Source organism: Kitasatospora sp. NBC_00374, assembly GCF_041434935.1.
Lineage (GTDB): Bacteria > Actinomycetota > Actinomycetes > Streptomycetales > Streptomycetaceae > Kitasatospora.
This window is the reverse complement of the sequence record NZ_CP107964.1, coordinates 5,998,937-6,024,952: the sequence shown is the minus strand read 5'-3', so window position 1 is coordinate 6,024,952 and position 26,016 is coordinate 5,998,937. Positions and strand designations below refer to the sequence as shown.

Here is a 26,016-nt window from a genome sequence, read left to right as displayed (position 1 = left end):
CCCTCTGGAGAGCCCCATGCGACTCGGCCGCCTCACGCTGGCCGCCTCCGCGCTGCTGCTGGTGACCACCGCGAGCGTCCCGTCCGGAACGCCGCTGAGTCAGACCGAGCGCCACACCGCACTCTCCTCGGACACCGTCCGGCCGGGCGGCGCGGCGCCCCGGCCGGTGGTGGAGCGGGCCCCGCACGAGGTGCCGTTCGGTGCCTTCGTCGGCTCCTGGGACACCTACATCCCGAACGTCGCCGAGATGGCCCGCTGGCTGAACGGCGCCAACATCCAGGTCGGCCACACCTACCTGGCCGGCAACGGGTGGAACGACATCGAGGGCGAGGCGGTGGTACTCGGCCTGTGGTCGCAGTGGCGGCAGGCGGACCCGGCCCGCAGGCTCGTGCTCGGCGTCCCCATGCTGGTGCCCAACGAGGCCGGCGTGCCGGACGCCGAGGTGGCCCAGCTGCTGGCCCGTGGCGACGAGGGCGAGTTCGACGCGCACTTCCTCAAGCTGGCCCGGAAGCTGGTCGCCCTCGGCGGCGGGGACACCGTGATCACCCTCGGCTGGGAGATGAACGGCGTCACCTACACCGGCCGCTGCAAGCCCGACCCGACCGCCTGGAAGGCCTACTGGCGGCGGATCGTCGGGGTCATGCGCTCGGTACCGGGCCAGCACTTCGCGTTCGACTTCACCCCCACCCGCGGCCTGGACGCGATCCCGTGGACCCACTGCTACCCCGGCGACGACGTGGTCGACATCATCGGGATGGACAGCTACGACCAGCCGGCCGGCGCCACCTTCGACGACTACGTCACCGAGCCGTACGGGCTGCAGGACCAGGTCGAGTTCGCCGCCAAACGCGGCAAGCCGGTCTCCTACCCCGAGTGGGGGCTGTTCCGCAACGGCGACAACCCGGTGTTCGTGGCGCGGATGGTGGAGTGGATCCGCACCCACGACACCGCCTACCAGACCGTCACCGACTACTGCCCGCACGGGTTCTGGCAGTGCGACCAGAACCCGAAATCGGCCGCGAGGTTCCGGCAGCTGATGTCCGGCTCGCAGGGCGCACCGGCGGGCGCACCGGCCGACCGGCCGACCGGTACGCCCAGTGCGCCCGGGCAGGCGGCATCAGCGCAGCCGACGGGCCACTAGCGCCGCCTTCAGCCGCGGCATCCGGCTGCGGAGCACGCCCACCGCCACCCCGCGCAGCCGGACCCGGCCCGCCCGGGCCGCGGCGAACGGCGCCAGCCGGCCCGGGCCGAGCACCAGGCGCTGGTTGTGCAGTCGGTCGGGGCGCCAGCGCTGCTTGTACGGCTCCTGGCCGCGCAGCAGGCTGAGCACCGGGATGCCCGCCGCCCTGACCTCGTCCAGCGCGACCCCGAAGAGCAGCCCGGCGATGTCCAGCCGCTCGCGCAGCGCCGGGTGCGCGCCGTACATGTAGAGGCCGCCGAAGGACGGGCAGAGCACCAGCAGGTTGACCGCGACCAGTTCGCCGTCCAGCCAGTAGCGGTGTATGGCGGCCCGGCCGCCGGCCACCAGGGCGGTGGTGGAGTCGGTCAGGTGGGCGGCGAAGCGCTCGGTGCGGTGCTCGGGGGTGACGCCGCGGTCCTGCCACTGCAGGACGTGCAGCCGCAGCAGTTCCCGGACGGCCTCCGGCACCTCCTCGGGCGCGGTCGACCTGACCACCACCCCGGCCTCGGCGATCTTGCGCTGCTTGACCCGGCTGCGCTGGGCGGTCTTGCCGGGCAGACGCTTCAGCAGCTCCTCCATCGGCACCGCGGGCAGGTACTGGCAGAGCGAGTCCTCGAACCGGTACCGGCGGCCGCGCCAGGCTCCGAACAGCTGCTGGACGGCGGCGTCCGGGCGGACCTCGCGCAGCTCCAGGCTGTGCCAGGGACGGCGCAGCGGCAGGGCGGCCGCCAGCTCGGCGGCGGCGCGGTCGGCGCAGGCGTCGTCGAGCAGCACGTCGGTGAAGTCCACCAGGCCGCCGCCGAGGTTGGTCAGCCCGCCGAACCGGCCGCGACGCTGCAGGGCCGCGGCGGCGACCAGCCGGCCGTCCCGGCGGACCAGCACCACCACCAGGCGGCCGGGCCGCCCGTACTGCCGCCACCAGGAGGCCAGCCAGCCGGCGGCCTGGAAGGACGTCGCCGTGCGGCAGCGCGCCGCCAGCGCGTCCCACTCCTCGGTGAGCCGGTCGAGGGTGTCGTCCGCCCGGCGGACCTCGGCCGTCCAGCGGGGGGCCGAGCCCTGGGCGGGCAGACCGGCAGTGGTCACCTCGGTGGTCATCGGGGGCTCCGGGCGGTGCCGGCCGGCCGGACGGGGGCGGTGTCGGCGTCGGTGTCCCCGGCCCCGGCTCCGGCTCCGGCTCCGGCTCCGGCTCCGGAGGTGGCGTCGCGCGGGCGGGGCGGGGCGGGGCGGTCGTCCGGGGCGGCCTCGGCGCGCTCCTCGGCGGGGGCGGCCCCGCCCCGGCGCCGGGTCATCATCACCAGCGCGCCGATCAGCACGCCGGCCGCCCCGCCGACGGCCGTGTCGAGCTGGGCGGAGGGCGTGGACGGCTTCTCCGGCTCGGCGGCGGGTGCCAGCGGCACCAGCCGGACGCCGGTCTCCCTGCTGCTGGTGTTGGCGAACGCGATCAGGGACCTGGCGACGGCGTCGGCCGCGCGGACGGCGTCCTGCGGCCTCGGCCCGGTGCCGGTGATGTCGATCACCGGGGCGTCCGGCGAGGTGGTGCCGCTGACCAGGCCGCCGAGCGCGGCCACCGTGTGCCCGGTCTCGGCGGCCGCTCCGGCCAGCACCTGCGGCTGGCCGGCCAGCCGGCCGTACGCCTGTGCGAAGTTGACCGCGGCGGCACCGTCCCCCGGGCTCTGCGGGACCACCACCACGTAGGAGTCGGCCGCGTAGGAGGGGTGCGACACCGCCGCGTAGCCGGCCCCGGCCAGGGCTCCCAGCGGGACGGCCACGGCCACCGGCCACCAGCGGCGGGCCAGCGCACGGGCGCTGAGGCGCAGATCGGACATCGGTAGCTCCTTGGATCGACGCAGCGGTGGTGCCACCGGGCCGCTGCGCACTGGCGGTTGGTTGGTTCAGACCCGGTCGGCGACGGCCCGGCGGGGGCGGGCGGCCAGGCCGTCGGCGGGCGGACCGTCGGCGGGCGGACCGAGGCGGTCGTAGAGTCGGCCCAGATCGGCGGCGATCCGGGCGATGTCGTAGTGCCGGACGGCGGGCGGCTGCGGCAGCGCGGCGCTGCGCCGGGCCCACAGCCCGCGCAGCGCGGCCGTGTAGGCGGCGGCCTCGGACGGCAGCCGGACGGCCTCGGGGGCGGCCTGCGGGTCGAGCTCGTCGAGGGCCGGGCAGGCGCTGTGCCGGACCGGTAGCCCGGCGGCGAGCGCCTCCAGCACCGTCAGGCCGAAGGTCTCCCCGGCCGAGGGTGCGGCCAGCACGTCGATCGCGGTGAGCAGCTCGGGCACGTCCTCGCGTTCCCCGGTGAACAGCACGGCGTCGCGCACGCCGAGCCGTTCGGCCCGCCGTTCCAGGGCGGTCTGCTCGGGGCCGGCGCCGACCAGCAGCAGCCGGGGCTCGCGCAGCGCGGGGTGGCGTTCGGCCTCGGCGCGCAGTTCGACCAGCGCGTCGACCAGCACCTCGAACCGTTTGCCCGGCACCAGCCGCCCCACCCCGCCGACCACCCAGGCCTGCTGGGGCAGGCCCAGGGCGGTGCGGAGGTTCTGCCGCAGGGCGGCCCGGGAGGCGGTCGGCAGCAGGTACGCGGCGGCGTCGATCCCGTTCGGCAGCAGGTGGACGCGGGCCGGCGGCACGCCCCAGTCGGCGAGCGTGCCGGCGACCTGGCCGGAGACGGCGACGGTGACGCTGCCGAGCCGCTCGGCGGCGAGGTAGAGCGCGCGCACACCCCGGGAGGTCGGACGGCCCTCGATCACCCCGGCGTGCAGTGAGTGCTCGGTGGCGACCACCGGACGGACCCCGGCCAGCCGGGCCGCCAGCCGGCCGTACAGGCCGGCCCGGTAGAGGTGGGTGTGCACCAGGTCGTAGCCGCCGGAGCGGATCAGCCGGGTCAGCCGGGGCAGCACGGCGAGGTCGCGGTTGCCGCGCATCGCGAGGTCGTGGACGGTGACCCCGTCGGCGCGCAGCGCGGTGGCGACCGTGCCGGGGTTGGTGAGGGTGGCCACCTCGCAGTGGTGCTCGCGGGGCAGGTGGCGCAGCATCAGCAGGAGCTGTCGCTCGGCGCCGCCGGAGGCGAGGCCGGTGATCACGTGCAGGACCTTCACCAGGACTCCCCGTGCTGGCGGACCAGGGTGGTGCGGCGCAGTCCGGTGACGGCGTCGCGCAGTCGGTGCCGGCCGACCTTGGCCAGCAGCCGCAGGGCGCCGTCGCGGTCGCCGACGTAGCAGCGCGGCAGCGCGAACCGGCCGGTCAGCAGGGAGTGCTCGATCGCGCAGGCGTAGTCGTAGCCGGCGTCCCGGACGGCCAGGGTGGCAGGCAGGTCGACCGCGCCGTACGGGTAGCAGAAGCCGGTGACCGGGCCGCCGACCAGCTCCTCCAGGGCCCGGCGGCTCTCCCGGCACTGGGTGGCGAGCAGGTCTGCGGGCAGCCCGGTCAGCGCCTGGTGGCCGAGGCCGTGCGAGCCGATCTCCCAGCCCGCGGAGGCGAGTTCGGCGACCTGCTCGACGGTGAGCAGTTTCTTGCGCGGGCCTTCCACGTCCCAGCCGTTCTCGGTACCGAGCAGGTCGGGCACCACGTACGCGGTGGCGGTGAAGCCGAACTCGCGGAGCACCGGGACGGCGTGCCGGGCGAAGTCCGCGTACCCGTCGTCGAAGGTCAGGCCGACCAGGCCGGCGGCGTCGCCGTGGGTCTGCGCGTGCAGCAGCTCGCGGACGCTGACGCCGCGCCGGCCGGTGCGGTGCAGCCAGTCCATCTGGGCGGCGAACCGCTGGGGGCTGACGGTGAGCAGGTACGGGTCCTCCTCCTCGTCGGCCACCGAGTGGTACATCAGGATCCAGGGCGCCGGCCCCGGGGCCGTCGACCGGGCCGGTGGGTGCGGATGCCGGGCGAGTTCAGCGTCCATGGGGCAGCTTCCCTTCAGCGGCCGTGGCAGGGGGGTACAGCGCTCTGCCGAGGGCGAGGACGGGGCCGCGCACCTCGGCCGCGCCGAGCGCGGCGCCGAGCGCGGCGAAGGCGAGGACCACGGCGGCGCCGCCGAGCAGCGTCGACACCAGCGGGTTGCCGGCCAGCCCGCCGGCCGGCACCCCGACCGCGGCCGCGGCCACGGCGGCGGCCAGCAGTCTGGCCTGCCCGGCGAGCACCCGGCGCAGGCGCAGCGCGATGCCGCGCAGCAGCAGGCCGCGCAGCAGCAGGGCGGCCGTGGTGGTGATGCCGGCCGCATTGCCCGCGGCCAGGCCCGGTGCGCCGTACCGGGGGGTCGCGGCGAGGCCGACACCGACCGTGACCAGCAGCCCGAGGGTCATCGCGGCGACCGGGTACCAGTCGAGCAGCCGCCGGCCGCCGTCGTCGCTCTGCGGGTCGTCGGCCCGGCGGACCACCGGCCGCAGCGAGAAGTACGGCCGGACCAGCACGCCGATCATCGCCTGGGCCGGCAGACCGAAGCTGTAGACCCGGATGACGGCGGCGGTGGCGCCGGTGTCGTGCGGGCCGAAGGCCCCGCGCTGGAAGAGCAGGGCGACCACCGAGGGGGCGCAGGCCATCAGGAAGGCCGTGCCCAGCAGGACCACGGCGGTGGCCTGCCCGAGGTCCTTCTCGACCCGGTCGCGGGCCGTCGCCAGGTCGCCGGCGGCGAGCGCCCTGGCGACCAGCGGGAAGGTCACCGTGACGATCAGGATGCCTGCCGTCATGGCGAGTTGGGAGACCTTCGTGGCGTAGTTGAGGTGCGAGATGGTGCCCGCCGGAAGCCCGGAGCCGAGATAGCGCTCGATGAAGACCTGTGCCTGGCGGGTGAGCGTGAAGGCGGCCACCGGCAGCATCGCCAGCGGGATCAGCACCAGGCCCTGGCCGGGCGTGCCGCGGGCGGCCGGGCCCCGGCGGCCGGAGCGCAGCCGGCCGAGGAACGGGCCGATCAGGACACCGGCCATCAGCAGACTGCCGAGGACGACCCCGAGGGCGGCCGAGCGCACGCCCCAGACCGCCTGGCAGGTCAACAGCACGGCGAGGATGCCGAGGTTGTAGGCGACGTAGATGGCGGCCGGGGCGGTGAACCGGTGGTGCGCGCGCAGGGCCGAGCCGAGGTAGCCGGCCACACCGAACGGCAGCACGGTGAAGGCCGTGATCCTGGTACAGGTGACGGCGAGCTGGGGGTCGGCCAGTCCGGGGGCGAGCAGGGCGACCAGCTGCGGGGCGCCGAGGGCCGCCGCGGCCGACAGGGCGCTTAGGGCGAGCAGCAGCCAGGGCAGCGTGGAGCGCACCAACTGCCGTACCGGGTCCGGTCCGTGGGGGCGTTCCTCGCGCAGCACCAGGGCCAGGCTGAAGGCCGGCACCATGAGGAACGCCATCGCGTCCTCGATCAGCAGCGGCGCGGCCGTCTCGGGGACCGTCCAGGCCACCAGGAAGGCGTCGGTGCCCTGGTCGGCGCCGAAGTAGCGGGCCAGCAGCAGGTCGCGCAGCAGCCCGCAGGCCGAACCGGCCGCGCTCAGCAGGGCGGTGACCCCGAAGGCCTTGGCCAGGAAGCCCCGGCGGGCCGGTGCCGCGTGGGCCGGACCGGGCGGGCCGGTCTCGGCCGAGCGGGCCGGCGGGATCCCCGCGACGACCGCTCGGGCGGGTTGGTCGGTGGTCATTCGGCGTACGCTCCGCGGGAGTCCGGTCCGGGCAGGGCGGACCGGGCGGCGAGGCCCAGCACCACCGAGGTGAGCACCGTGGTGGTGCCGCCGATGTCGGCGTACAGGAAGTCGACCGTCACCCAGGCGAGCAGGGCGAGGGCTGCGAGGGCGGGGCCGCCGGCCCGGCGCAGGCAGCCGGTCAGCAGCGTGAGGAAGAGCGCCAGGTAGGCGACGACGCCGACCAGGCCCTGCTCGCTGAGCACCAGGAAGTACATGTTGTGCGGGGAGAGCAGCGGTTCGCGCTGGAAGCCGATGGTGGCGTCGGCCGCGTCGCTGCCGGAGGACAGCCGCAACGGGGCGTGGCTGTCGCGCAGCCGCTGGAAGGCCTTGGGGCCGGCCCCGGTGACCGGGTGGTCCTGCCAGATCCGGCCGGCGGTGGTCCACAGGTCGTAGCGGTCGCTGACGGACTGGTCGGGGGCCGCGGAGACCGAGCCGATGCTGGTGAGCCGGTCGGTGACGCCGGAGGCGCCGAGCCCGAGGCCGCCGACCAGCACCACGGCGGCCGCCGCCGCGAGCACGGCGGCCCGGGCGGCGAGCCGGGCGTCGGCACGCAGCAGCAGGACGGTGGCGGCGACCGCGCAGGCGATCCAGCTGCCGCGGCTGAACGAGACCGCGAGCGGGAAGGCCAGGAAGGCCGCGGCGCCGGTCGTCGCCAGCCGCAGCCGGCGGCTGCCGCCCGGGCCGCGCTCCCCGAGGGCGAGCGCCAGCGCGGCGAGCAGGCCGAAGCTGACGACGGTGGACATCCCCATGATGTCCAGTGCGCCGAAGGTGCCGACCGCCCGGATCGGCTGCCCGGTGTAGGAGGCGCCGGTGCGGGTGAGGTACTGGTGGGCGCCGACCACGCCCTGGACCAGCGCGGCGGCGACGAAGGAGCCGAGCACGATCCGCTGGTCGCGGCGGTCCCGCAGCGAGCACACCACGGCGGCGGGGACGAGGACGAAGACCTGGAGAAGCCGGACGAAACCGGTGAGGCTGGTGCTCGGCTCGATCGAGGTGACGGTGGCGGCGGCGGCCGCCAGCACGATGCCGCCGAGGAGCAGCGCGGCCGTGCGGTCCAGGCGGCGGGTGCGGCCGCGCAGCAGGTCGAGCGCGGTGACCGCGACGAGGGCCAGCGAGGCCAGGTCCGCCGCGGTGACGTGGACGGCCGCGGTGACGTCCTTCTCGCCGGTCGGCAGGCAGACCAACAGGACGGTGGCGGCGGCCAGCAGGCTGGGCCGCGCGGTCACTATTCCGGCCGTCCGACGTACGGTCAGGCCTCCGGCCGGGGAGGGCCGCTGGAGGGTGAGCGCCATCTCAGCTCCCGTCCGGGTGCAGCATCAGGGCGGCGGTGCGGAGCAGGATCTTGGCGTCCTGCCACAGGCTCCAGCCCTCGATGTAGCGGTTGTCGAAGCGGGCCCGGTCCTCGATCGAGGTGTCGCCGCGCAGACCGTTCACCTGGGCCAGGCCGGTGAGTCCGACCGGCACCCGGTGGCGGTCGGCGTACTCGGGGTAGGCCTGGCCGAAGCGCATCACGAAGTACGGGCGCTCGGGCCGGGGGCCGACCAGGCTCATGTCGCCGCGCAGCACGTTCCACAGCTGCGGGAGCTCGTCCATCGAGCTGCGGCGCAGCAGGCGGCCGACGGCGCCCATCCGGTGGTCCTGGGAGATGTTCCAGCGGGTCGCGGACTCGTGCTCGTTGCTGGGGCGCAGGGTGCGGAACTTGAGGACGGTGAACACCTTGCCGTCCAGGCCGGTGCGCTGCTGGCGGAAGAGCACGCCGGGGCCGGTGTCGAAACGGACGGCCACCGCGCAGACGGCCAGCAGGGGGGAGAGCGCGAGCAGGCCGAGGCCGGCGGCGGCGATGTCCAGGGCGCGCTTGGCGGGCCAGCCGTGGCGGCGCATCGCCGCCCGGGCCAGTGGCAGGCAGGGGAAGCCGTACAGGTGGTCGGCGGGGAAACGGCCGAGTGGGCCGTACTCGCGCAGCGCGGGCACCAGCCAGACCTGGCAGCCGAGCCGGGCGGCGTCGCGCAGGGCCGCGGCGGTCTCGGCCTCGTCGGCGGCGCCCTCGGTGGCGACCACGTGGTGGATGCGGTGCCGGCGGATCTCCCGTTCCAGCACCTCGCGGCCGCCGAGCACCGGGAGTCGGGCGTCGTCGGCGAGCAGGACCGGGTCGGGGTCGACGTAGCCGATCGGGCGCAGCCCGTACTCCCGGCGTTCGGTGAGGGCGGCCGCGATCCGCTGGCCGAGGTGGCCCGCGCCCAGGACCAGGACCGGGCTGGGGCGGCGGCGGCGGGCCTTGCGCAGCAGGTGGTAGGCGAATGCCCGGCCGCAGGTGGCCAGCAGCAGGATGCCGGCCACCAGGGCGGCGAGCCGCAACGGGGTGGCGGGGCCGAAGTCGGGCCAGTGGCCGTTCAGGCAGCCGGCCAGGGTGACCGCGAAGGCGGTCGCCACGGCGGCCCGGGCGGTGAGGGCCGGCACCTCGTCCAGGGCGGAGAGGCTGAGCCGGTTGCGGTAGAGGCCGCCGGCGAGGTTGAGCGGCAGCAGCAGGGGGATCAGGGCGGCGGCGCCGGCCAGCGGGTGCAGGCCCGGGGCGGCGGCGGCGATGCCGGCCTGGGCACCGTAGACCGCGAGGCTGTCGACGGCGACCAGCGAGAGCGGCAGGGCGGCCCGGGAGCGGAACGGCCTGCGGTGCCGGCCGAGGCTCGGCGCGGAGCGGGCGCGGAGGCCCACCGGCCGGTCGAGCAGCCCGGTGGCGAGCCGCCGCGGCGCCGGCAGGGACCTGCCCGGCCGCGGCACACTCTCGTGGTCAATGGTCATCAGCGCACGAACTCCCCTGCTGTGTACCCGCCGTGGCGGGACAGCCGGAGCCGGGGTCGCGCCGACACGGCGATCCCGGCCCGGTGGACGCGGTCCGGGTAAGCACCTGCTGCCTCGGGCGGCTATCGGCCATTTCTCTGATCGACCTCGGATGGATTGACCGCGGGAAATTGGAACGAAACAGGCGAAATCAGACATTAGCGAACGCCGCCTGAAACAGCGGAAGTTGACTTGCCATGTCATTCCACCTGCCCATTAGTCAGACTGTCGGATATCAACCTCAGCTCTGCGGGTCAGGTGCGAATACGGCAGCACCTTCGCGGCAGGCATTCACGGTCTGAGAAACGATCAGGACCGCTCCGGGACACGGGGCCCACACCCCACGGGCACCACCGCCCCCGGCAGCAGCGAGCCGTACACGGCGGCCACCTGCCGGACCACCTCCCGGATGTCGTGCCGCTCGACCATGTGCGCCCGGGCCAGGGCCCCACGGCGTTCGCACCCGACCGGATCGGTCAGTGCCCGCACCAGCCGGGCCGCCAGCGCGGCCGGGTCCCCCGGCGCCACCAGGCCGGCCGCCGCCTCGCCCGGCGGCAGGCACTCGCGAGCCCCCGGCACGTCCGAGAGCAGCACCGGGCGGGCGGTCGCCATCGCCTCCAGCGGGGCCAGCGCCATCCCCTCCCAGCGCGACGGGAGGACCACCAGATCGGCCGCCGCCAGCCACGGCCGGGGATCGGGCACGTCGCCCGCCAGCCGGACCCCGGCCGGATCGGGCAACGCGCGCACCCGCTCCGCGAGCACGGCGGCGTCCGGCCCGCCGCCGACCAGGGCCAGCCGGGCCGCCGGAACCCCGGCCGCCACCTCGGGCCAGGCGTCCAGCAGGACGTCCTGACCCTTCTGCCGGCACAGCCGCCCCACGCAGACCGCGAGCGGGGCGACCGGGTCGAGGCCCAGCGCCGCCCGGGCGGCCCGCCGGGCGGCGGCGTCGGCCACGGCGAAGTGCCGCACGTCCACCCCGTTGGGCACCACCCGCCAGCCGCCGTCCAACCCGGCGGCCACCCCGTCCACCCGCTCCTGCTCGCTGACGCAGAGCAGCACCCGGGCCCATCGGGTGGCGAACCGCTCCCAGCGCACCGAGGCGGCGGCCAGCGGCCCCCCGACGGCGGCGAAGGACCAGGCGTGCGGCTGGAACACCGTGGGCACCGCGCCGCGGACGGCCAGCCGGCCGGCCAGGCCCGCCTTCGCGCTGTGCAGGTGCAGCACGTCGGGGGCGACCTCGCGGACGATCCGGCGCAGCCGCGCCGCCTCCCCCGGCGTGCCGGGGCCCGGCGAGCGCCCGGCCCGCCAGTCCAGCACCCGGGCCCCGGCGGCCGCGGCCTCGGCGGCCAGCCGGCCACCGGGCGGGCAGGCCACCAGGACCCGGCAGCCCGCCTCCCGCTGGCCCCGGACCAGGTCCACCACCACCCGGGCGACTCCGCCGTCCACGGGCTGCGAGATATGAAGGATCGTCATGCGCACGGCCGCGAGCCTAGGTCGGCGCGGGCTGCGGACCGGGGTCGCTTCACCCGTCCCGGGGAACCGGGCCACCCGTACGGCACGCCGGCCGCACGGGCGTTCCCCGCTGGCGTACGGACGTACGGGCCGCTGCCGGGCCGCTGCCCGCCCGTCGGCCGGTACGCCGCGGACGGGTCAGGCCAGCTCGTCCGCGAGCTTGGCGAGGACCGCGTCGTGGATCCGGTTGAGGCCCTTCGGGGCGAAGGTCCGCTCGAAGAAGCCACCGATGCCGGTGGCCCCCTGCCAGCTCGCCTCCACGCTCACCCGGGAGCCGCTCTCGCCGACCGCCGACACCGTCCAGGTGATCACCATGGTGGAGTTGGCGTCGGTCTCCACCAGCTTCTCGGGGCTCGGCTCGGTCACCGTGAACAGGCAGTCCCGGACTCGCTTCTCGGTCGCCTGCAGCCGCCAGTGCACCTGCGTACCGGCGCCGGTGCCGCCCGCCCGCACCTCGTACTCGCTGTACTGCGCCGGCAGCAGCCGGGGACGGACTGTGGTGTAGTCCGCCAGCGCCTCGTACACCTGCTTGGGGGTGGCCTGGTAGACGCGCTCCGTGCCGGCCTGCACCTTGCCCATGTGACTGCTCTCCTTCTGCTGTCCGGACGATCGCCGTCGCACGGTGATCCCGACAAGCCAACCACCGCGCCCGGCCGCCGCCCAAACCGGCCCGGCGCAATCCGTGCGGGCCCGTCGGCGGCACCGGGTCAAGACCCGGGGCCTCCGGCGGCGAAGCCCCGAAGGTGGGCAGCCGTCCGGTCGGACCCGTGGAGCCCGTCGGCCCCCGGATTCCGGGAAAGGACAGGCCGGAGACTCCCCCAGGAAGAGACGCACCCCATCCGTGCAACCCGTTCGGCGCAGCGGGAGTACTCACGGGTGGAGAGGCGCCGCTCCAGCCGTTCATCCCTCGCGATCCAGGAGAAACCATGACCCAGGCACGGACCAAGAAGCTCATCGCGGCCGCCGCGGCCGCCGCCGCGCTGGCCGGCCTCGCCCTGAGCACCTCCGCCAGCGCCGACTCCACCCCCGCGGCCACCGCCGATCCGCTCGCCTCGGGGCCGGTCGCGGGCCAGCTGTCGCAGACCGTGGGCAGCGGCGTCCTGGACGGCGCCGCCTGGTCGGTGACACTGACCTACTACCCCACCGTCCCCGCCGACTACGCACCCGGCGAGAAGACCGCCGGCAGCCTGGTCTGCCTGCGGACCACCTTCAACGACCGGGTCACCAACCCCTACGGCGACTGCGCCGGCGTCAAGAGCCCCACCGACACCAGCCCCCGCGGCATGTACGGCCAGCACAACCTCCCCAACGGCGCCAGCCTCTTCCTCGCCCAGCCCGCCGCCGACGTCGCCAGCGCCACCATGACCTTCAGCAACACCACACCCACCACCGCCACCACCGCCACCATCCCCGGCACCGCCTTCACCGCCTACGCCATCCCCGTCCCCGCCACCTCCCACCAGACCACCCTCGACGAGTACGACACCCAACACCACACCGTCGGCCACCAGAACTTCTGACAGCCCACCGACCCGAAGGACGCCCATTTCCGTGCGCAGCGGCACAGAGCGAGCAGGCAGGGACGCCGGCTTCAGCGAGTTCGTGGTGGCCCGGTGGGGGGCACTGGTGCAGACCGCCTATCTGCTGACCGGTGACTTCCACGAGGCCGAGGACCTGGTGCAGACCACCCTCGCGAAGGCGTATCCGCACTGGCGGCGGATCGACCCGGACACCGCCGCGAGCTATCTGCGACGCGCGCTGGTGAACAACAACCGCAGCCGGTACCGGCGGCGAAGGGTCAGCCACCTGCTGACGCCCTTCCTGCCGGACACCCCGGCGCCGGCGGTCACCCACGACGGCGAGGACCGCGACCTGCTGGTCGCGGCCCTCGCCGGGCTGCCCGAACGCCAGCGGGCCGTGGTGGTACTGCGCTACTGGGAGGACCTGAGCCTGGAGCAGGTCGCCGACGAACTCGGGTGCAGCATCGGCACGGTGAAGAGCCAGGCGTCCCGTGCGCTGGCCAGGCTGCGCTCCGACCCCGCCCTGCTCGACCACGCCGCCGACCTGTTGGGAGCGACCCCATGACCGATCGACTCCAGGACGCCCTCGCCCGTTCGGCCGGGCGAGTCACCCCGTCACCCGCGCCGGTCACCGAGATCCTGCGGTCGGGCCGGGCCCGGCGCACCCGCCGCCGCCGGGCGCTGACCGGCGTCGCGACCTGCGCCCTGGCCGGTGCCCTGACCGGCGCCCTCGCGCTCTCCTCGGAGCTGCGGGACCCGGCGGGACCACCACAGGTCCAGTTCGCCGCCGCACCACCGCCCCCGGTCGCGGGCCAGCTGTCGCAGACCGTGGGCAGCGGCGTCCTGGACGGCGCCGCCTGGTCGGTGACACTGACCTACTACCCCACCGTCCCCGCCGACTACGCACCCGGCGAGAAGACCGCCGGCAGCCTGGTCTGCCTGCGGACCACCTTCAACGACCGGGTCACCAACCCCTACGGCGACTGCGCCGGCGTCAAGAACCCCACCGACACCAGCCCCCGCGGCATGTACGGCCAGCACAACCTCCCCAACGGCGCCAGCCTCTTCCTCGCCCAGCCCGCCGCCGACGTCGCCAGCGCCACCATGACCTTCAGCAACACCACACCCACCACCGCCACCACCGCCACCATCCCCGGCACCGCCTTCACCGCCTACGCCATCCCCGTCCCCGCCACCTCCCACCAGACCACCCTCGACGAGTACGACACCCAACACCGCACCGTCGGCCACCAGAACTTCTGAGGGTGCAGATCGCCGGTCGGTCTAAGCTGGCCGGTGTGCTCGATCAGGTGACCGCAGTCCGCTATGTCGATCCGCTGCGCGCGGGTGGTTCGGTGCCGGGGGTCGTCGAGACCGACGACCTGGGTACCTACGTGGTGAAGTTCGCCGGTGCCGCGCAGGGCCGCAAGGCGCTGGTGGCCGAGGTGATCGTCGGCGAACTGGCCCGGCGGCTCGGGCTGCGGGTACCCCCGCTGGTGCTGGTCGACTTCGACCCGGTGGTCGCGGCCGACGAACCGGACCCGGAGATCCAGGACATCCTGCGGGCCAGCGCCGGCCTCAACCTGGGTATGGACCTCCTCCCCGGCGCCCGCGACTACCGCCCCGGCCTGCTGGACGTCGACCCCGTCGAGGCCGGCCGGGTGGTCTGGCTGGACGCGCTGACCGGCAACGTGGACCGCACCACCGCCAACCCCAACCTGATGGTCTGGCACGGCCGGCTGTGGCTGATCGACAACGGCGCCGGGCTGGTCTTCCACCACCGCTGGTCCGGTGCCGCCGCCTCGCTGCTGAAGGCCTACCCGATGGCCGCGCACGCGCTCGGCGGGCACCACCCGGACGTCCGGGCCGCCGACGCGGCGCTCGCGCCGCTGGTCACCGAGGCGCTGCTGCGGGAGGTGGTCGCGCTGGTGCCGTCCGAGTGGCTGGCCGACGAGCCCGGCTTCGCCACGGAGTCGGAGCTGCGGGCGGCGTACGTGGCGCAGCTGGCCGCGCGGGCGGCCGGGTCCGCCGCCTGGCTGCCGACCTGCTTCGCCACCCCGGAGGAGCAGCGGGCCGCCGAGGCCGAGCGGGCGGCGGCCACCCTGGCCGCGCGGCCGGACTGGCTCAAGCAGGTCCCGAACCGGCACGGTCTGGCCCCGGTCGAGGCCGACTGGAGCCGGCACGTCGGCTGACCGGCGCCGGCGGCCGGCCGCGGATCCGTCGAACCGCCGAAACGGCGAAACGGCGAGCCCCGCCCGGGCGGGAGGCCCGGACGGGGCGGGGTTCGGCGGGAGCTCGGGAGGTCAGCCCCGGCTCACCAGCGCCACCACTGCGCGGCCTTGGCCGCGTTGATGATGCCGGCGCCGTAGAAGCCGTTGTTCGAGGTACCGCCCTCGCAGACCGCCTTCCACGCGCCGTCGCCGGACGGGTCGTAGGTCGCCGGGCAGGCGTGCTCGTCGGCCTGGTGGGTCAGCATGGCGCGCAGCTCGTCCGGCCCGGCCCACGGGTGGGTGGAGGCGAGCAGCGCGACCACGCCGGTGGTGTGCGGGGAGGCCATCGAGGTGCCCTGCATGTAGGCGTAGCCGCCGCGGACGGTGGAGAGCACCCGGCCGTTCTTGTCGGGGGTGTCGGGCAGCTGGTAGCGGGAGTCGCCGCCGGGGGCGGCGACCGTCACCTTGCCCTTGCCGTAGGTCGAGTAGAAGGACTTGTCGCCCTTGACGCCCACCGAGGAGGTCACCACGACGCCGGGCACCTCGGTCGGCAGGACCAGGCAGTTGGCGTCGATCGGGCGCTCGGCCGGGGTGGTGTCGTCCGGGCTGGTCGGGTCGACGGTCTTGTGGGCCAGGTCGTAGTTCTCGTTGCCGGCGGCGGCCACGTTCAGCACGCCGTTGCGCTGCGAGAAGGCCACGGCCCGGCGGACGGCCGTCGAGACGGCGGCCTGGTCGGGGTCGCTCTTGCAGTTGAACAGCCACGGGTCGATGTAGTAGCTGTTGTTGGTCACCTTGAAGTGGTGCTCACCGGCCCAGACGAAGCCGCAGATGGCGTACTCCGGGTAGATGAACCCGCCGTCGTCGACCACCTTGACCGCCGCCAGCCGGACGCCCGGGGCGATGCCCTCGACGCCCTTGCCGTTCTTGGCGGCCGCGATGGTGCCGGCCACGTGCGTGCCGTGGTCGCTGGTGGTGGGCTGCCAGGCGTTGTAGTCGGTGTTCGGCTTGCCGCCCTCGATGCAGGAGGCCGAGAGCGAGGCGTCCACGTTGGCGGCCAGGTCCTCGTGCTTGGCGTCGATGCCGGAGTCCAGCACCCCGACCACGACGCGGCGGCTGCCGAGCGTGGTCTCGTGGGCCTTGTCCACGCCGATCTGCCGCATGTCCCACTGGTTCGCCCAGAGCGGCTCGGAGCCGTCGGTCGGGGTGGCGCCCGCGGAGACCCGTTCGACGGTGGACTCCACGTCGGCGGCGACGATGCCGGCCGTCCGGCTGGCGCCGACCGAGTCGATGCCGCGGACGTGCCGCAGCCTGGCCGCGAAGCCGGTGTCGGCGGACCGCGCGATCACCACGCCGATCTGCTCGTACGCGTAGACCACCGTGCCGCCGGCCTTGGTGATCTCCTTCTCGGCCTTCTTCACCTGGCCGTGGTCGGCCTGGGTGTTCACCACATAGCTGAGCAGGGGCCCGGCCGCCGGAGCGTCCGATCCGGCTGCCGCGGCGGTGCCGGCCGGCAGCGCGATCGAGCCGGCGGTGGCGAGCGCGAGACCTGCCGCCGCGAGCCGCGCCCGACGTATCCGAGGAACTCTCATAGGGGATGACCCTCCCGAGTCTCGTAGTGCCCCGCTGATGGCAGGAACACGTAAGTGGGTGGGACGCTAGTGACCATCGGATCGCTTCCGCAAGGGTGCCGACGGGAGTGATCCGCGGCGGCCCGGGGAAGGCGGGCCTGACCAGCTGATGTGACCTCAGGTAACCTGGCCGTCAGCTGGGGTGGCGAGATCCAGCCGGTAGAGGCGGCTCGCGTTGGCGCCGGACAGCCCCGCCCCGATCGCGGCCGCGTCCGCCGCGGTACAGGCGCCGTCCTGCCGCCAGCCGGCCAGCAGCCGGTCGAGCGCGTACCGGTACTGGGCGGCGCCGACCAGGTACAGCTCGGGCAGCCCGTAGGCGTCGGTGGAGAACATCACCTTGCCGAACGGGGCCAGTTCGAGCACCTCTCCGAGCACCTCGGCCGCCCGCGCGCCGGTGTACGAGAGGGTGAGGCCGACGTCCACGTAGACCTGGGGGAAGCAGTGCGCCAGCCAGGCGGCCTGCCGGTGGTACGGGTAGCAGTGCAGCAACACCAGCGGCACGCCCGAGGGTTCGACCGCGCGGACGAAGTCCACCAGCAGGGCCGGATCGGCGAGGTGGAGCCGCAGGTCCGGGTCGCCGAAGCCGGTGTGCAGCTGGATTGGCAGCCCCAACTCAACGGCCTGCCAGAGCAGATGGCGCAGCAGCACCGGATCGGCGAGCCGCTCGCGCGGCCCGCCCAGCCACTCGCCGGCCGCCCGCACCACCTCGGCGCGGGTCGGCCGGGCCGCCGGGATCGCCAGCCCGTAGCGGTACGCCAGTACCGACTTCACCGCCACGGCGTCCGCGCAGGCGTCCGCGAGCGCCTGCGCCAGGGCCTCCGGCCAGCGGGCCGGCTCGGCCACCACTTCGGCGGCGACCGTCTCCAGCCGGACCACCTCGTACACCCGGGCGCCCGAGGCCCGGGCGAGATCGGCGAGCGGGAGCAGCGGGCGGCCGGCCGCGGTGGTCAGGCCGGTGTCCACCAGGCAGGCCGTCAGGCCGGCGGCCGACAGCAGCCGCCGGGTGGCCTCGGCCGTCCCCAGCTCGCGCCGCCGGGCCAGGTACGCGGCCGGGTCGGCGTGGGCCGGCAGCCCCAGGGCGGGCGGGCACCAGCGGCGGACGGCGAGGCCGAGCGCGCCGCCGAACGGGTCGGTGCCCGCCGCGGGCGGCCGGTCGGACTCGGTGAGCAGCGTGCCGAGCGTCTCGTCGTCCGGCTCCTCGGCGCCGGGCGCGAGCACGCTGTGGCAGTGCTGGTCGATCAGCACGCCCTCACCAGCGCATCCGGGTCGCGGCGATCACGTCCTCGGCGGTCCACCCGGCGAACAGGCCGGTCTCGGCCTCCCGGACGGCCAGCACCGCCGAGTGCAGCTCCTCGCCGAGGGCCGTCCGCAGCACGTCGGACCCCTTGAAGGCGGCGGTGGCCTCCGCCAGGTCGGCGGGCAGCCGCTCGGCGTAGCCGGAGTCGGCCGGGTCCCCGGACACCTCCGGCGGCAGCCGCAGCCCGCGGTCGATCCCGTCGAAACCGGCCGCCAGCACGCCGCCGACCGCCAGGTACGGGTTGGCCGCGGCGTCGAAGCACTTCACCTCGGCGTTGGCCTGCTCCGGTACGGAGCCGGGGATCAGCCGCAGCGCCGCCTCCCGGTTCTCCCGCCCCCAGCACCGGTAGGGGCCCGCCCAGCGTCCGGGCACCAGGCGCAGGTAGCTGGCCACGCTCGGCGCGCCGAGCGCGAGCAGGGCCGGCAGTTCCGCCAGCACCCCTGCGAGGAAGGCTTCGCCCTCCGCGGTCAGCCCGTACCGGCCGGGGCCGCCGCTGCCCAGGTTGCGCCCGGCGCGCCGGAGACTGAGGTGCAGGTGTCCGCCGTTGCCCACACCGCCCGCGGTGACGGCGGGGGCGAAGGAGGCGTCCAGCCCGTGCCGTACCGAGACGGCCTGCACGGTGTGGCGCACCAGCAGGGCGGTGTCCGCGGCCTCGACCGGGCCGGCCGGGGCGGTCGAGACCTCGAACTGGCCGACGGCGTACTCCGGGTGGATCTGCAGCACCGTCAACCCCTGGTCCCGCAGGGCCCGGAGGACGTCCCGGAGGTAGTCGGACAGCCCGATCAGGCGGCGCATCCCGTACGCGGGCCCGGCGCCGGCGCCGTCGACCACCACCCACTCGGTCTCGATGCCCGCCCGGATCTCCAGACCGCGCCGTCCGGCCTCGGCCGCCATCCGGCCGGCGAAGAGCCGCTGGCAGCCGGGGTGCGGCTCGCCGTCCTGGGCGTACCGGTCGGCCGGGGCCCAGGCCCAACCCGGCTGCGCGGACAGCGCGGTGAGGGCGGCGATATCCGGGACCAGGCGCAGGTCGCCGACCGGGCTGCCGGTCGGGGCCATCGAGTCGTCGACCAGAAAGGCGTCGAAGCAGGGCGCGGCGCCGACTCCCCACTCGGCCGCGTGCGGCAACTGCCCGACCGGGACGGCCTTCACGCGGTGCAGACCGGCGTTGTCGACCCAGCCGAGCACCACACCGTCCACGCCGGCCGCGCTCAACCGGTCGGCGGCGGACAGGGCTTGGGCGGCTCGCTCGGCGCGGGTCTGCAGCGTGCTCATGCACCCATGCTGCCGCCCGGGTCGGCCGTGTACCGACCTCCGGCCGGTCCATTCACCCGACCGGGCGAGCGGGCGCGACCCCGGCGCGCTGATGGACATGCGATATGACACACACGTCCCCGGCAGTACGGCCGACTCCGGCCGGTCCGGCGGCCGTCCTCGGATTCCGGGGCCCGCTCGTGTTCCTGGCCGCACTGGCCGGGGCGCTGCCGGAGCCCGGCGGAGTGGAGATCACCGTCGCCGGCGTCGGGCTGGAGGGTTCCGGTTACGCGTACTTCCCCGACGGCGCGCCCGAGCGGACCTCGGCCGACGGCAGGAGCTACCGGTTCGACGAACCGCTGGGCGGCGCCCGGTACACCTGGTCGGGGAACAACGACATCTTCTGAGCCCGACCCGCCGGCGACCCGCAAAACCCGATGTGGCGCACGTCACATCGGGTTTCGAAATTTCCGGGGACTCTTTCCCCGCTTAGGCTAGTGTCGAAGCAAGCGGGGAGACATTCCCCGGAAGCATCCGCCACGGGGGTCGAGGGGAGCACCAGATGATCACCAACACCACTCCGACCCCGAAGCTCCGGGCGGACGCGAGTCGCAACCGGGCCCGGATCATCGACGCGGCCCGCGAGGCCTTCGTCGAGCACGGCGCGGACGTCCCGTTCGACGAGATCGCGCGCCGCGCCGGAGTCGGCAACGCGACGCTCTACCGCAACTTCGCCGACCGGCGCGAGCTGATCCACCACGTGACGCTCTCGGTCCTGGACCGCGTGGTGGAGCACGCCGAGCGCGCCATGGCCGAGGAGCCCGACGCCTTCGCGGCCCTCACCCGTTTCGCCCACGCCTCGGCCGACGAGCGGATGGGCGCCCTGTGCCCGCTGCTCTCCGACCACATCGACATGAACGACCCCGAGATGGCCGACGCCAAGGCCAGGCTCCAGGAGACCACCACCGAGGTGGTCGCCCGGGCCCACGAATCCGGACAGCTGCGCGAGGACGTGGGGGTCGGCGACTTCGTCATCGCCATCACCCAGCTCACCCGCCCGCTGCCCGGTACCAAGTGCCTGGACATCGACCAGTTCGTCCACCGCCACCTGCAGCTCTTCCTCGACGGCATGCAGGCCCCGACCCGATCCGCCCTGCCCGGCCGCGCCGTCACGCTGGAGGACCTGAAGCCGCGCGCCTGACACAGGTCCCGCCTCCCGCACCTCGGCTTGCACGTTCCGCACGACCGTTTCCGCACGACCGTTTTCCGCACGTCCCGCGTCACCTCCCTGACTTTTCCGCTCTCTCGCACACAAGTGGGTACCCCCATGTCTGAATCAGCCCTGCAGCCCGATCCGCGGCGGTGGAAGGCGCTCATCTTCATCGGCCTGGCCCAGCTGATGGTCGTCCTGGACGCCACGGTCGTGAACATCGCGCTCCCCTCGGCCCAGACCGACCTGCACATATCCGACGGCAACCGGCAGTGGGTGATCACCGCCTACGCGCTGGCCTTCGGCGGCCTGCTGCTCTTCGGCGGCCGGATCGCCGACCTGTGGGGCCGCAAGCGGACTTTCACCGTCGGCCTGATCGGCTTCGCGCTCGCCTCCGCGATCGGCGGCATGGCCGCCAACACCGGCATGCTGCTCGGCGCCCGCGCCCTGCAGGGTGTGTTCGGCGCACTGCTCGCCCCGGCCGCGCTCTCGCTGCTCGCGGTGATGTTCACCGACGCCAAGGAGCGGGCCAAGGCCTTCGGCATCTACGGCGCGATCGCGGGTGGTGGCGGTGCCATCGGCCTGATCCTGGGCGGCCTGCTCACCGAGTACCTGAACTGGCGCTGGACCTTCTACGTCAACATCCCGTTCGCCCTGGTCGCCGTCGCCGGCGCCGTGCTGGTGATCCGCGAGCCGGTCGGCAGCCAGAACCGCAACCGCCTGGACATCCCCGGCGTGCTGCTGGTCACCACCGGCCTCGTCTCCCTGGTCTACGGCTTCACCCGGGCCGAGTCCGCCGGCTGGACCTCCGGCAGCACCATCGCCCTGTTCGTCGCCGCCGCCGTCCTGCTGATCGCGTTCGTCCTGGTCGAGAGCAAGGTCAAGGCCCCGCTGCTGCCGCTGCGGGTCATCACCGAGCGCAACCGCGGCGGCGTCTACCTGTCGCTGGGCCTCGCCGTGATCGGCATGTTCGGCCTGTTCCTCTTCCTGACCTACTACCTGCAGGTCGTCCTCGGCTACAAGCCGGTCGTCACCGGCCTGGCCTTCCTGCCGATGGTGGCGGGCATGATCACCGGCTCGACCCAGATCGGCGCCCGCCTGATGACCCGGGTCGCCCCGCGCTACCTGATGGCGCCCGGCTTCCTGGTCGCCGCCCTGGGCATGCTGATCTTCACCCGGATCGGGGTCTCCACCTCGTACTGGGAGCTCCTGCCCGGCCTGATCCTGATGGGCCTCGGCATGGGCACCGCCTTCATGCCGGCCATGAGCATGGCCACCCACGGTGTGAAGCCGCAGGACGCCGGCGTCGCGTCCGCCATGGTGAACACCTCCCAGCAGGTCGGCGGCGCGATCGGCACCGCGCTGCTGAACACCATCGCGACCAGCGCCTTCACCGCGTACCTGACCTCCCACCACGAGGGGCCGGAGCAGCTGATCAAGCTCCAGGCCATGGTGCACAGCTACTCCACCGCCATCTGGTGGTCGGTCGGCATCCTGGTGCTGGCCGCCGGTATCGCCTTCACCCTCATCAACACCGGCCGCCCGGACGCCCACCAGGCCTCCGCCGCCGACTCGGACGAGCTCGCCGTGCCCGTCATGGCGCACTGACACCCCGTCCGACCCCACTGCGGCCCGCCCGGAACCCTCCGGGCGGGCCGCAGTGCGTCCGGGTCAGCGGACGTAGTCCTTGAGGGCCTCGGTGTCGAGAGTGATCGAGACGGGGCTCGGGATCACCACCTCGTGCCCGTACGAGAGGGTGACCACGCTCCGGTACCGGCCGGCCTCGGGCTCGCTGTGCACGGTGACCGTGTCGGCGTCGCGGTCGATCAGCAGGTAGACCGGGATCCTCGTCTGCGCGTAGGCGGCCGGCTTCTCGATCCGGTCGCGCCGGTCGGCGTCAGGGTCGCGGGAGGTGACCTCGACCACCATCAGAACCCCGTCGGGGTCGGCCCACTCGCCCTGCCCCGCGAAGGTGCCCTTGTGTGCGAGAGCACCGTCGGGCCGGGCGTGACCGGTGCGGTAGCTCTCCACCTTCAGCCCTTGCTCCGGATAGAGACGAAGTTCGCGGCGCTGCTGCATGCACCGTTCGAGCAGCCACATGATGATCTCGCCGTGGTCGCCGTCGGGCACCGGCTTGACTCCGATCCTGCCGTTGATGAACTCCAGCGTCACGTTCTCCCGCGCGGCGGTTATCGCGATGGCCTCGAAGGCCGCAAGGTCCATCTGAGTCCGGTCCAAGGTCATGACTGCCATGGTGTCCTCCTTCGGTCGGCGCGGCCACCAAACGACAACCCGCGTGTCCCGGTGGCGGATTGCCCTCTTCCTACCCCGGGGTAACTCCGCTACAGTGACCGCACGCACCACTGCCGGGCTTCGGGAGCCGCACCGGCAGGGCCGCGGCCGTGTGTGATCGACGGCCGCCTGGTGTTCTGCTTCCCGGGCCTTCAGGGCCTCCTCAGCGCAGTCCTTCAGAGTCGCTTCCTTCTTCTCTCAGAACGCCTGAGCACCTCGGCACACCCTCAGCACGGCCGGAGCGGACCGGCCCCTGTCGGCATGTCACGAAACGTCATCTCCCGCCCCCGCGCCGCCGAACCCTCCTCCCGCGCACCCTGAGCCGCCGCTCGACGACGAGCCGGCCGGCCGTGCGGGAGCGCGGCGCGGGCCCATGACAAGGAGTCCGGACAATGGAGCGTCCCTTCCCCACTGTCGCTGTGGTCGGCCTCGGCACCATGGGTGCCGGTGTCGCCGTCGCGGTGGCCCGCAGTGGCCGCCGGGTGATCGGCATCGAGGCCGACGCGGCCGCCGCCGCCCGGGCCCTGGCCCGGATCGAGGAGGCCACCGCGCACGCCGTCGAGCGTGAGCGGTTCACCCCCGAAGCTCGCAGCGCACTGCTCGCCCTGATCTCGGTCGGCCACGAGCTGGAGGCCGCCGCCGGCGCCGATCTGGTGATCGAGGAGGTGCCGGAGCAGCTGGAGCTGAAGCGGCAGATCTTCGCCGAGCTGGACCGGATCTGCCCGGCCGGGACCGTGCTCGCGACCGGTACCACCGCACTGTCGGTGACCCGGATCGCCGCCGCCACGGCCCGCCCGGAGCGGGTGCTCGGCGTGCACTTCTTCAACCCGGTGCACTCGATGCGGCTGGTCGAGGTGGTCCGCACGGTGCTGACCTCCCCGCAGGCCGCCGAGGATGTCGCCACCCTGGCCCGCGAGCTGGACAAGGAGCCGGTGGCCGCGGGCGACCGGGCCGGCTTCATCGTCAACGGCCTGCTGTTCGCGTACCTGAACCAGGCCGCCGCGATGTTCGAGTCGCGGTACGCCACCCGGGAGGACATCGACGCCGCGATGCGGCTGGGCTGCGGCCTGCCGATGGGCCCGCTGGCGCTGCTCGACCTGATCGGCATCGACACCGCGCGCACCGTGCTGGAGGCGATGTACGAGCAGTCCAGGGACCGGCTGCACGCCCCGGCCCCGATCCTCGGCCAGCTGGCCTCGGCCGGGCTGCTGGGCCGCAAGTCGGGCCGCGGCTTCTACACCTACGAGGCCCGCGGGTCGTCCAAGGTGGTCGCCGAGCCCGCCGGGGCGGGCCGGGCGGGCCGGGTCGCGGGCCGTGAGGTGCGCAGCATCGGCGTCTGCGGCTCGGGCACGATGGCGACCGGCATCGTCGAGGTGCTGGCCAAGGCCGGCTACCCGGTGCTGCTGGCCGCGCGCAGCCAGGAGAAGGCGGACCGCGCCAAGGCGCAGCTGGCGAAGTCGCTGGAGCGCTCGGTGGCCAAGGGCCGGCTGACGGCGGAGCAGCGCGACGCGGCGCTGGCGCTGACCACCCCGACCGGGCAGTACGCCGACCTGGCGGAGGTCGACCTGGTGGTCGAGGCGGTGGCGGAGGACCTGGAGATCAAGCGGGAGCTGTTCGCCACCCTCGACAAGATCTGCAAGCCGGGTGCGGTGCTCGCCACCACCACCTCCAGCCTGCCGGTGATCAGCTGTGCGACCGCGACCTCGCGGCCGCAGGACGTGATCGGCATGCACTTCTTCAACCCGGCGCCGGCCATGAAGCTGGTCGAGGTGGTCTCCACGGTGCTGACCGCCGAGGACGTCACCGCGACGGTGCTGGAGCTGTGCGGCAAGGCCCGCAAGCACGCGGTGGAGTGCGGTGACCGGGCCGGCTTCATCGTGAACGCGCTGCTCTTCCCGTACCTGAACGACGCGGTGCGGATGCTGCAGGAGCACTACGCGACGGTGGACGACATCGACACCGCGATGAAGCTGGGCTGCGGCTACCCGATGGGCCCGTTCGAGCTGCTGGACGTGGTCGGTCTGGACGTCTCGCTGACCATCGAGCAGGTGCTGCACCAGGAGTTCCGCGAGCCGGGGCTGGCGGCGGCGCCGCTGCTGGAGCACCTGGTGGCGGCCGGCTGCCTGGGCCGCAAGAGCGGTCGCGGCTTCCGCGACCACGCCCGCCGATGACCGGCCGGGCGACGGGCCGTCCGGGCGTGCCCGGCGGGGTTCCGTCCGGGGTGCCCGGGGTGCTGCCGGGCGGGCCCCGGCGGCAGGCCGGGCCGGCCTGGGGCACACTGCCCGCGGGCACGTCCGCGGGTACCCGGTGGCCGCGGCCCGCGGTGGGGACGGCGGCGGTTCCGGTGCGCCGGACGAAGCCGGGGGCAGCCGCTCCCGGTGCGTGTAGCGTTCCGGCCATGGATCGGGATCAGTCACCCTCGGAGCAGGACGTCGCACGGCCGGCGGTGGAAGCGGGCGCGGGCGGACGGCGGGCGGCGGCCCAGCGCCAGCAGATGCGCCAGGACCTGGCGACCGCCGCCATGGAGCTGTTCGCCACCCAGGGCTACGAGGAGACGACGGTCGATCAGATCGCCGCCGCCGCCGGGGTCGCCCGCCGGACGTTCTTCCGGTACTTCCGCTCCAAGGAGGAGGCGATCTTCCCGGACCACGACGACACCCTGGTCCGGGTGGCCGACCTGCTGGCGAGCGCGGACTCGGAGGAGCATCCGCTGGACGTGGTGTGCCGGGGCATCAAGGAGGTGCTCCGGATGTACGCCTCCACCCCGGCGGTGTCCGTCGCCCGGTACCAGTTGATCCGGCAGGTGCCGGCGCTGCGCGAGCGGGAGATCGCGGTGGTGGCCCGGTACGAGCGGCTGTTCACCCGGTACCTGCTCGGGCGCTTCGACGCGGCGGAGGAGACCCCGCCGAGCTGGCAGCGGGGCGGGGACGACGACTCGATGCTGGCCGAGGTGTCGGCCGCGGCGGTGGTCGCGGCCCACAACCACGTGCTGAGACGCTGGCTGCGGGCCGGTGGGCACGGGGACGTGGAGTCACAGCTGGACCACTCCTTCGACGTGATCCGCGGGACGTTCTGGCCGACCCCGCCGAGCGGTGCCCGGCGCCGTGGCACCGCTGTGGCACCCGGTGCCACAAGTGACTCGCTGTCACCGCTGGAGGCTGCGGCGGTGAGCGCACTCAGTGCCAGCCCGGGAGGTGAGGTGCTCATCACAGTGGCCCGCACCGACGCTCCGCTGGACCTGGTGGTCGATTCCATCAGGGCGGCCCTGGCCGGCTCCCAGGCTGGTTAACGCAGGCGATTCACGCAGGTCACAGCAGATTCGAAGGCCCGTCCGGGAGTTTTCCGGGCGGGCCTTCGATGTGTCGGCCCGCCGGTTATCGAACTGTCATCGGGTTCACTCGAACTGGTGACACCCGGTGTCTTTACGAGTGGC

General features: G+C 74.2%; 23 protein-coding genes. 10 read left to right on the top strand and 13 right to left on the bottom strand.

The window, feature by feature from the left end; genetic code table 11:
- Positions 1-16: 16 nt before the first annotated feature.
- Positions 17-1,141, top strand: a complete 1,125-nt coding sequence (locus OG871_RS26875) for a glycoside hydrolase family 26 protein (protein WP_371500067.1) — start codon at positions 17-19, stop codon at positions 1,139-1,141.
- Here OG871_RS26875 and OG871_RS26870 read toward each other — a convergent pair.
- The 9 genes from OG871_RS26870 to OG871_RS26830 all read right to left on the bottom strand — a co-directional run bounded on the left by OG871_RS26870 (position 1,118) and on the right by OG871_RS26830 (position 11,754).
- Entirely contained in the window at positions 1,118-2,275 is a 1,158-nt protein-coding gene (locus OG871_RS26870) for a GNAT family N-acetyltransferase (protein WP_371500065.1), read from the bottom strand. The genes OG871_RS26875 and OG871_RS26870 overlap by 24 nt on opposite strands.
- On the bottom strand, positions 2,272-3,006 hold the full coding sequence (locus OG871_RS26865) for a lipopolysaccharide biosynthesis protein (protein WP_371500063.1): 735 nt from the start codon (positions 3,004-3,006) through the stop codon (positions 2,272-2,274). Before OG871_RS26865 ends, OG871_RS26870 begins: the two co-directional genes overlap by 4 nt.
- 66 nt (positions 3,007-3,072) lie before the next feature.
- On the bottom strand, positions 3,073-4,269 hold the full coding sequence (locus OG871_RS26860) for a glycosyltransferase (RefSeq protein ID WP_371500061.1): 1,197 nt from the start codon (positions 4,267-4,269) through the stop codon (positions 3,073-3,075).
- A complete protein-coding gene (locus OG871_RS26855) occupies positions 4,266-5,066 on the bottom strand; it encodes a polysaccharide deacetylase family protein (protein WP_371500059.1) in 801 nt (266 codons plus the stop codon). Before OG871_RS26855 ends, OG871_RS26860 begins: the two co-directional genes overlap by 4 nt.
- Positions 5,056-6,786 carry a lipid II flippase MurJ gene (locus OG871_RS26850; protein WP_371500057.1) on the bottom strand — a complete coding sequence of 577 codons (1,731 nt, stop codon included), beginning with the start codon at positions 6,784-6,786 and terminating at the stop codon, positions 5,056-5,058. The genes OG871_RS26855 and OG871_RS26850 overlap by 11 nt, the downstream gene beginning before the upstream one ends.
- The gene (locus OG871_RS26845; protein ID WP_371500055.1) at positions 6,783-8,120 is read right to left on the bottom strand and encodes an O-antigen ligase family protein; all 1,338 of its coding nucleotides are present in this window, start codon (positions 8,118-8,120) and stop codon (positions 6,783-6,785) included. The genes OG871_RS26850 and OG871_RS26845 overlap by 4 nt, the downstream gene beginning before the upstream one ends.
- 1 nt (position 8,121) lies before the next feature.
- Positions 8,122-9,624 carry a sugar transferase gene (locus tag OG871_RS26840; protein ID WP_371500053.1) on the bottom strand — a complete coding sequence of 501 codons (1,503 nt, stop codon included), beginning with the start codon at positions 9,622-9,624 and terminating at the stop codon, positions 8,122-8,124.
- A gap of 348 nt (positions 9,625-9,972) precedes the next feature.
- Entirely contained in the window at positions 9,973-11,136 is a 1,164-nt protein-coding gene (locus OG871_RS26835; protein ID WP_371500051.1) for a glycosyltransferase, read from the bottom strand.
- 177 nt (positions 11,137-11,313) lie between these two features.
- On the bottom strand, positions 11,314-11,754 hold the full coding sequence (locus tag OG871_RS26830; RefSeq protein WP_371500050.1) for an SRPBCC family protein: 441 nt from the start codon (positions 11,752-11,754) through the stop codon (positions 11,314-11,316).
- A gap of 347 nt (positions 11,755-12,101) precedes the next feature.
- On the opposite strand from OG871_RS26830, the gene OG871_RS26825 reads away from it, so the two are divergent.
- The 4 genes from OG871_RS26825 to OG871_RS26810 are packed head-to-tail and all read left to right on the top strand — an operon-like array spanning position 12,102 to position 14,887.
- Positions 12,102-12,695, top strand: a complete 594-nt coding sequence (locus tag OG871_RS26825) for a hypothetical protein (protein WP_371500048.1) — start codon at positions 12,102-12,104, stop codon at positions 12,693-12,695.
- Between the two features lie 31 nt (positions 12,696-12,726).
- Positions 12,727-13,260 carry a SigE family RNA polymerase sigma factor gene (locus OG871_RS26820; protein ID WP_371500047.1) on the top strand — a complete coding sequence of 178 codons (534 nt, stop codon included), beginning with the start codon at positions 12,727-12,729 and terminating at the stop codon, positions 13,258-13,260.
- Positions 13,257-13,958 (top strand): hypothetical protein, encoded by a 702-nt coding sequence (locus tag OG871_RS26815; RefSeq protein ID WP_371500045.1) that lies wholly within the window; start codon positions 13,257-13,259, stop codon positions 13,956-13,958. The genes OG871_RS26820 and OG871_RS26815 overlap by 4 nt, the downstream gene beginning before the upstream one ends.
- A 35-nt stretch (positions 13,959-13,993) precedes the next feature.
- A complete protein-coding gene (locus OG871_RS26810) occupies positions 13,994-14,887 on the top strand; it encodes a HipA family kinase (protein ID WP_371500044.1) in 894 nt (297 codons plus the stop codon).
- A 122-nt stretch (positions 14,888-15,009) separates the two neighbouring features.
- Here OG871_RS26810 and OG871_RS26805 read toward each other — a convergent pair whose 3' ends face one another.
- From OG871_RS26805 to OG871_RS26795, 3 genes are all read right to left on the bottom strand, one after another.
- A complete protein-coding gene (locus OG871_RS26805) occupies positions 15,010-16,494 on the bottom strand; it encodes a S8 family serine peptidase (RefSeq protein ID WP_371500043.1) in 1,485 nt (494 codons plus the stop codon).
- A 156-nt stretch (positions 16,495-16,650) separates the two neighbouring features.
- Entirely contained in the window at positions 16,651-17,778 is a 1,128-nt protein-coding gene (locus OG871_RS26800; RefSeq protein ID WP_371500041.1) for an amidohydrolase family protein, read from the bottom strand.
- A 4-nt stretch (positions 17,779-17,782) separates the two neighbouring features.
- Positions 17,783-19,102, bottom strand: a complete 1,320-nt coding sequence (locus OG871_RS26795; RefSeq protein ID WP_371500039.1) for a glutamine synthetase — start codon at positions 19,100-19,102, stop codon at positions 17,783-17,785.
- Between the two features lie 104 nt (positions 19,103-19,206).
- Here OG871_RS26795 and OG871_RS26790 point away from each other — a divergent pair, with 104 nt between their 5' ends.
- The 3 genes from OG871_RS26790 (at position 19,207) to OG871_RS26780 (ending at position 21,899) form a co-directional block, all read left to right on the top strand.
- On the top strand, positions 19,207-19,488 hold the full coding sequence (locus OG871_RS26790) for a hypothetical protein (protein ID WP_371500037.1): 282 nt from the start codon (positions 19,207-19,209) through the stop codon (positions 19,486-19,488).
- Positions 19,489-19,643: 155 nt separating this feature from the next.
- Positions 19,644-20,282, top strand: a complete 639-nt coding sequence (locus OG871_RS26785; RefSeq protein WP_371500035.1) for a TetR/AcrR family transcriptional regulator — start codon at positions 19,644-19,646, stop codon at positions 20,280-20,282.
- A 126-nt stretch (positions 20,283-20,408) separates the two neighbouring features.
- Entirely contained in the window at positions 20,409-21,899 is a 1,491-nt protein-coding gene (locus tag OG871_RS26780) for an MFS transporter (protein ID WP_371500033.1), read from the top strand.
- A gap of 63 nt (positions 21,900-21,962) precedes the next feature.
- Here OG871_RS26780 and OG871_RS26775 read toward each other — a convergent pair whose 3' ends face one another.
- Positions 21,963-22,544 (bottom strand): Uma2 family endonuclease, encoded by a 582-nt coding sequence (locus OG871_RS26775; protein ID WP_371500032.1) that lies wholly within the window; start codon positions 22,542-22,544, stop codon positions 21,963-21,965.
- Between the two features lie 431 nt (positions 22,545-22,975).
- Between OG871_RS26775 and OG871_RS26770 the strand changes: the two genes are divergently transcribed.
- Positions 22,976-24,754, top strand: a complete 1,779-nt coding sequence (locus tag OG871_RS26770; RefSeq protein WP_371500030.1) for a 3-hydroxyacyl-CoA dehydrogenase family protein — start codon at positions 22,976-22,978, stop codon at positions 24,752-24,754.
- Between the two features lie 227 nt (positions 24,755-24,981).
- The gene (locus tag OG871_RS26765) at positions 24,982-25,872 is read left to right on the top strand and encodes a TetR family transcriptional regulator (RefSeq protein WP_371500029.1); all 891 of its coding nucleotides are present in this window, start codon (positions 24,982-24,984) and stop codon (positions 25,870-25,872) included.
- The last annotated feature ends 144 nt before the right edge of the window (positions 25,873-26,016 follow it).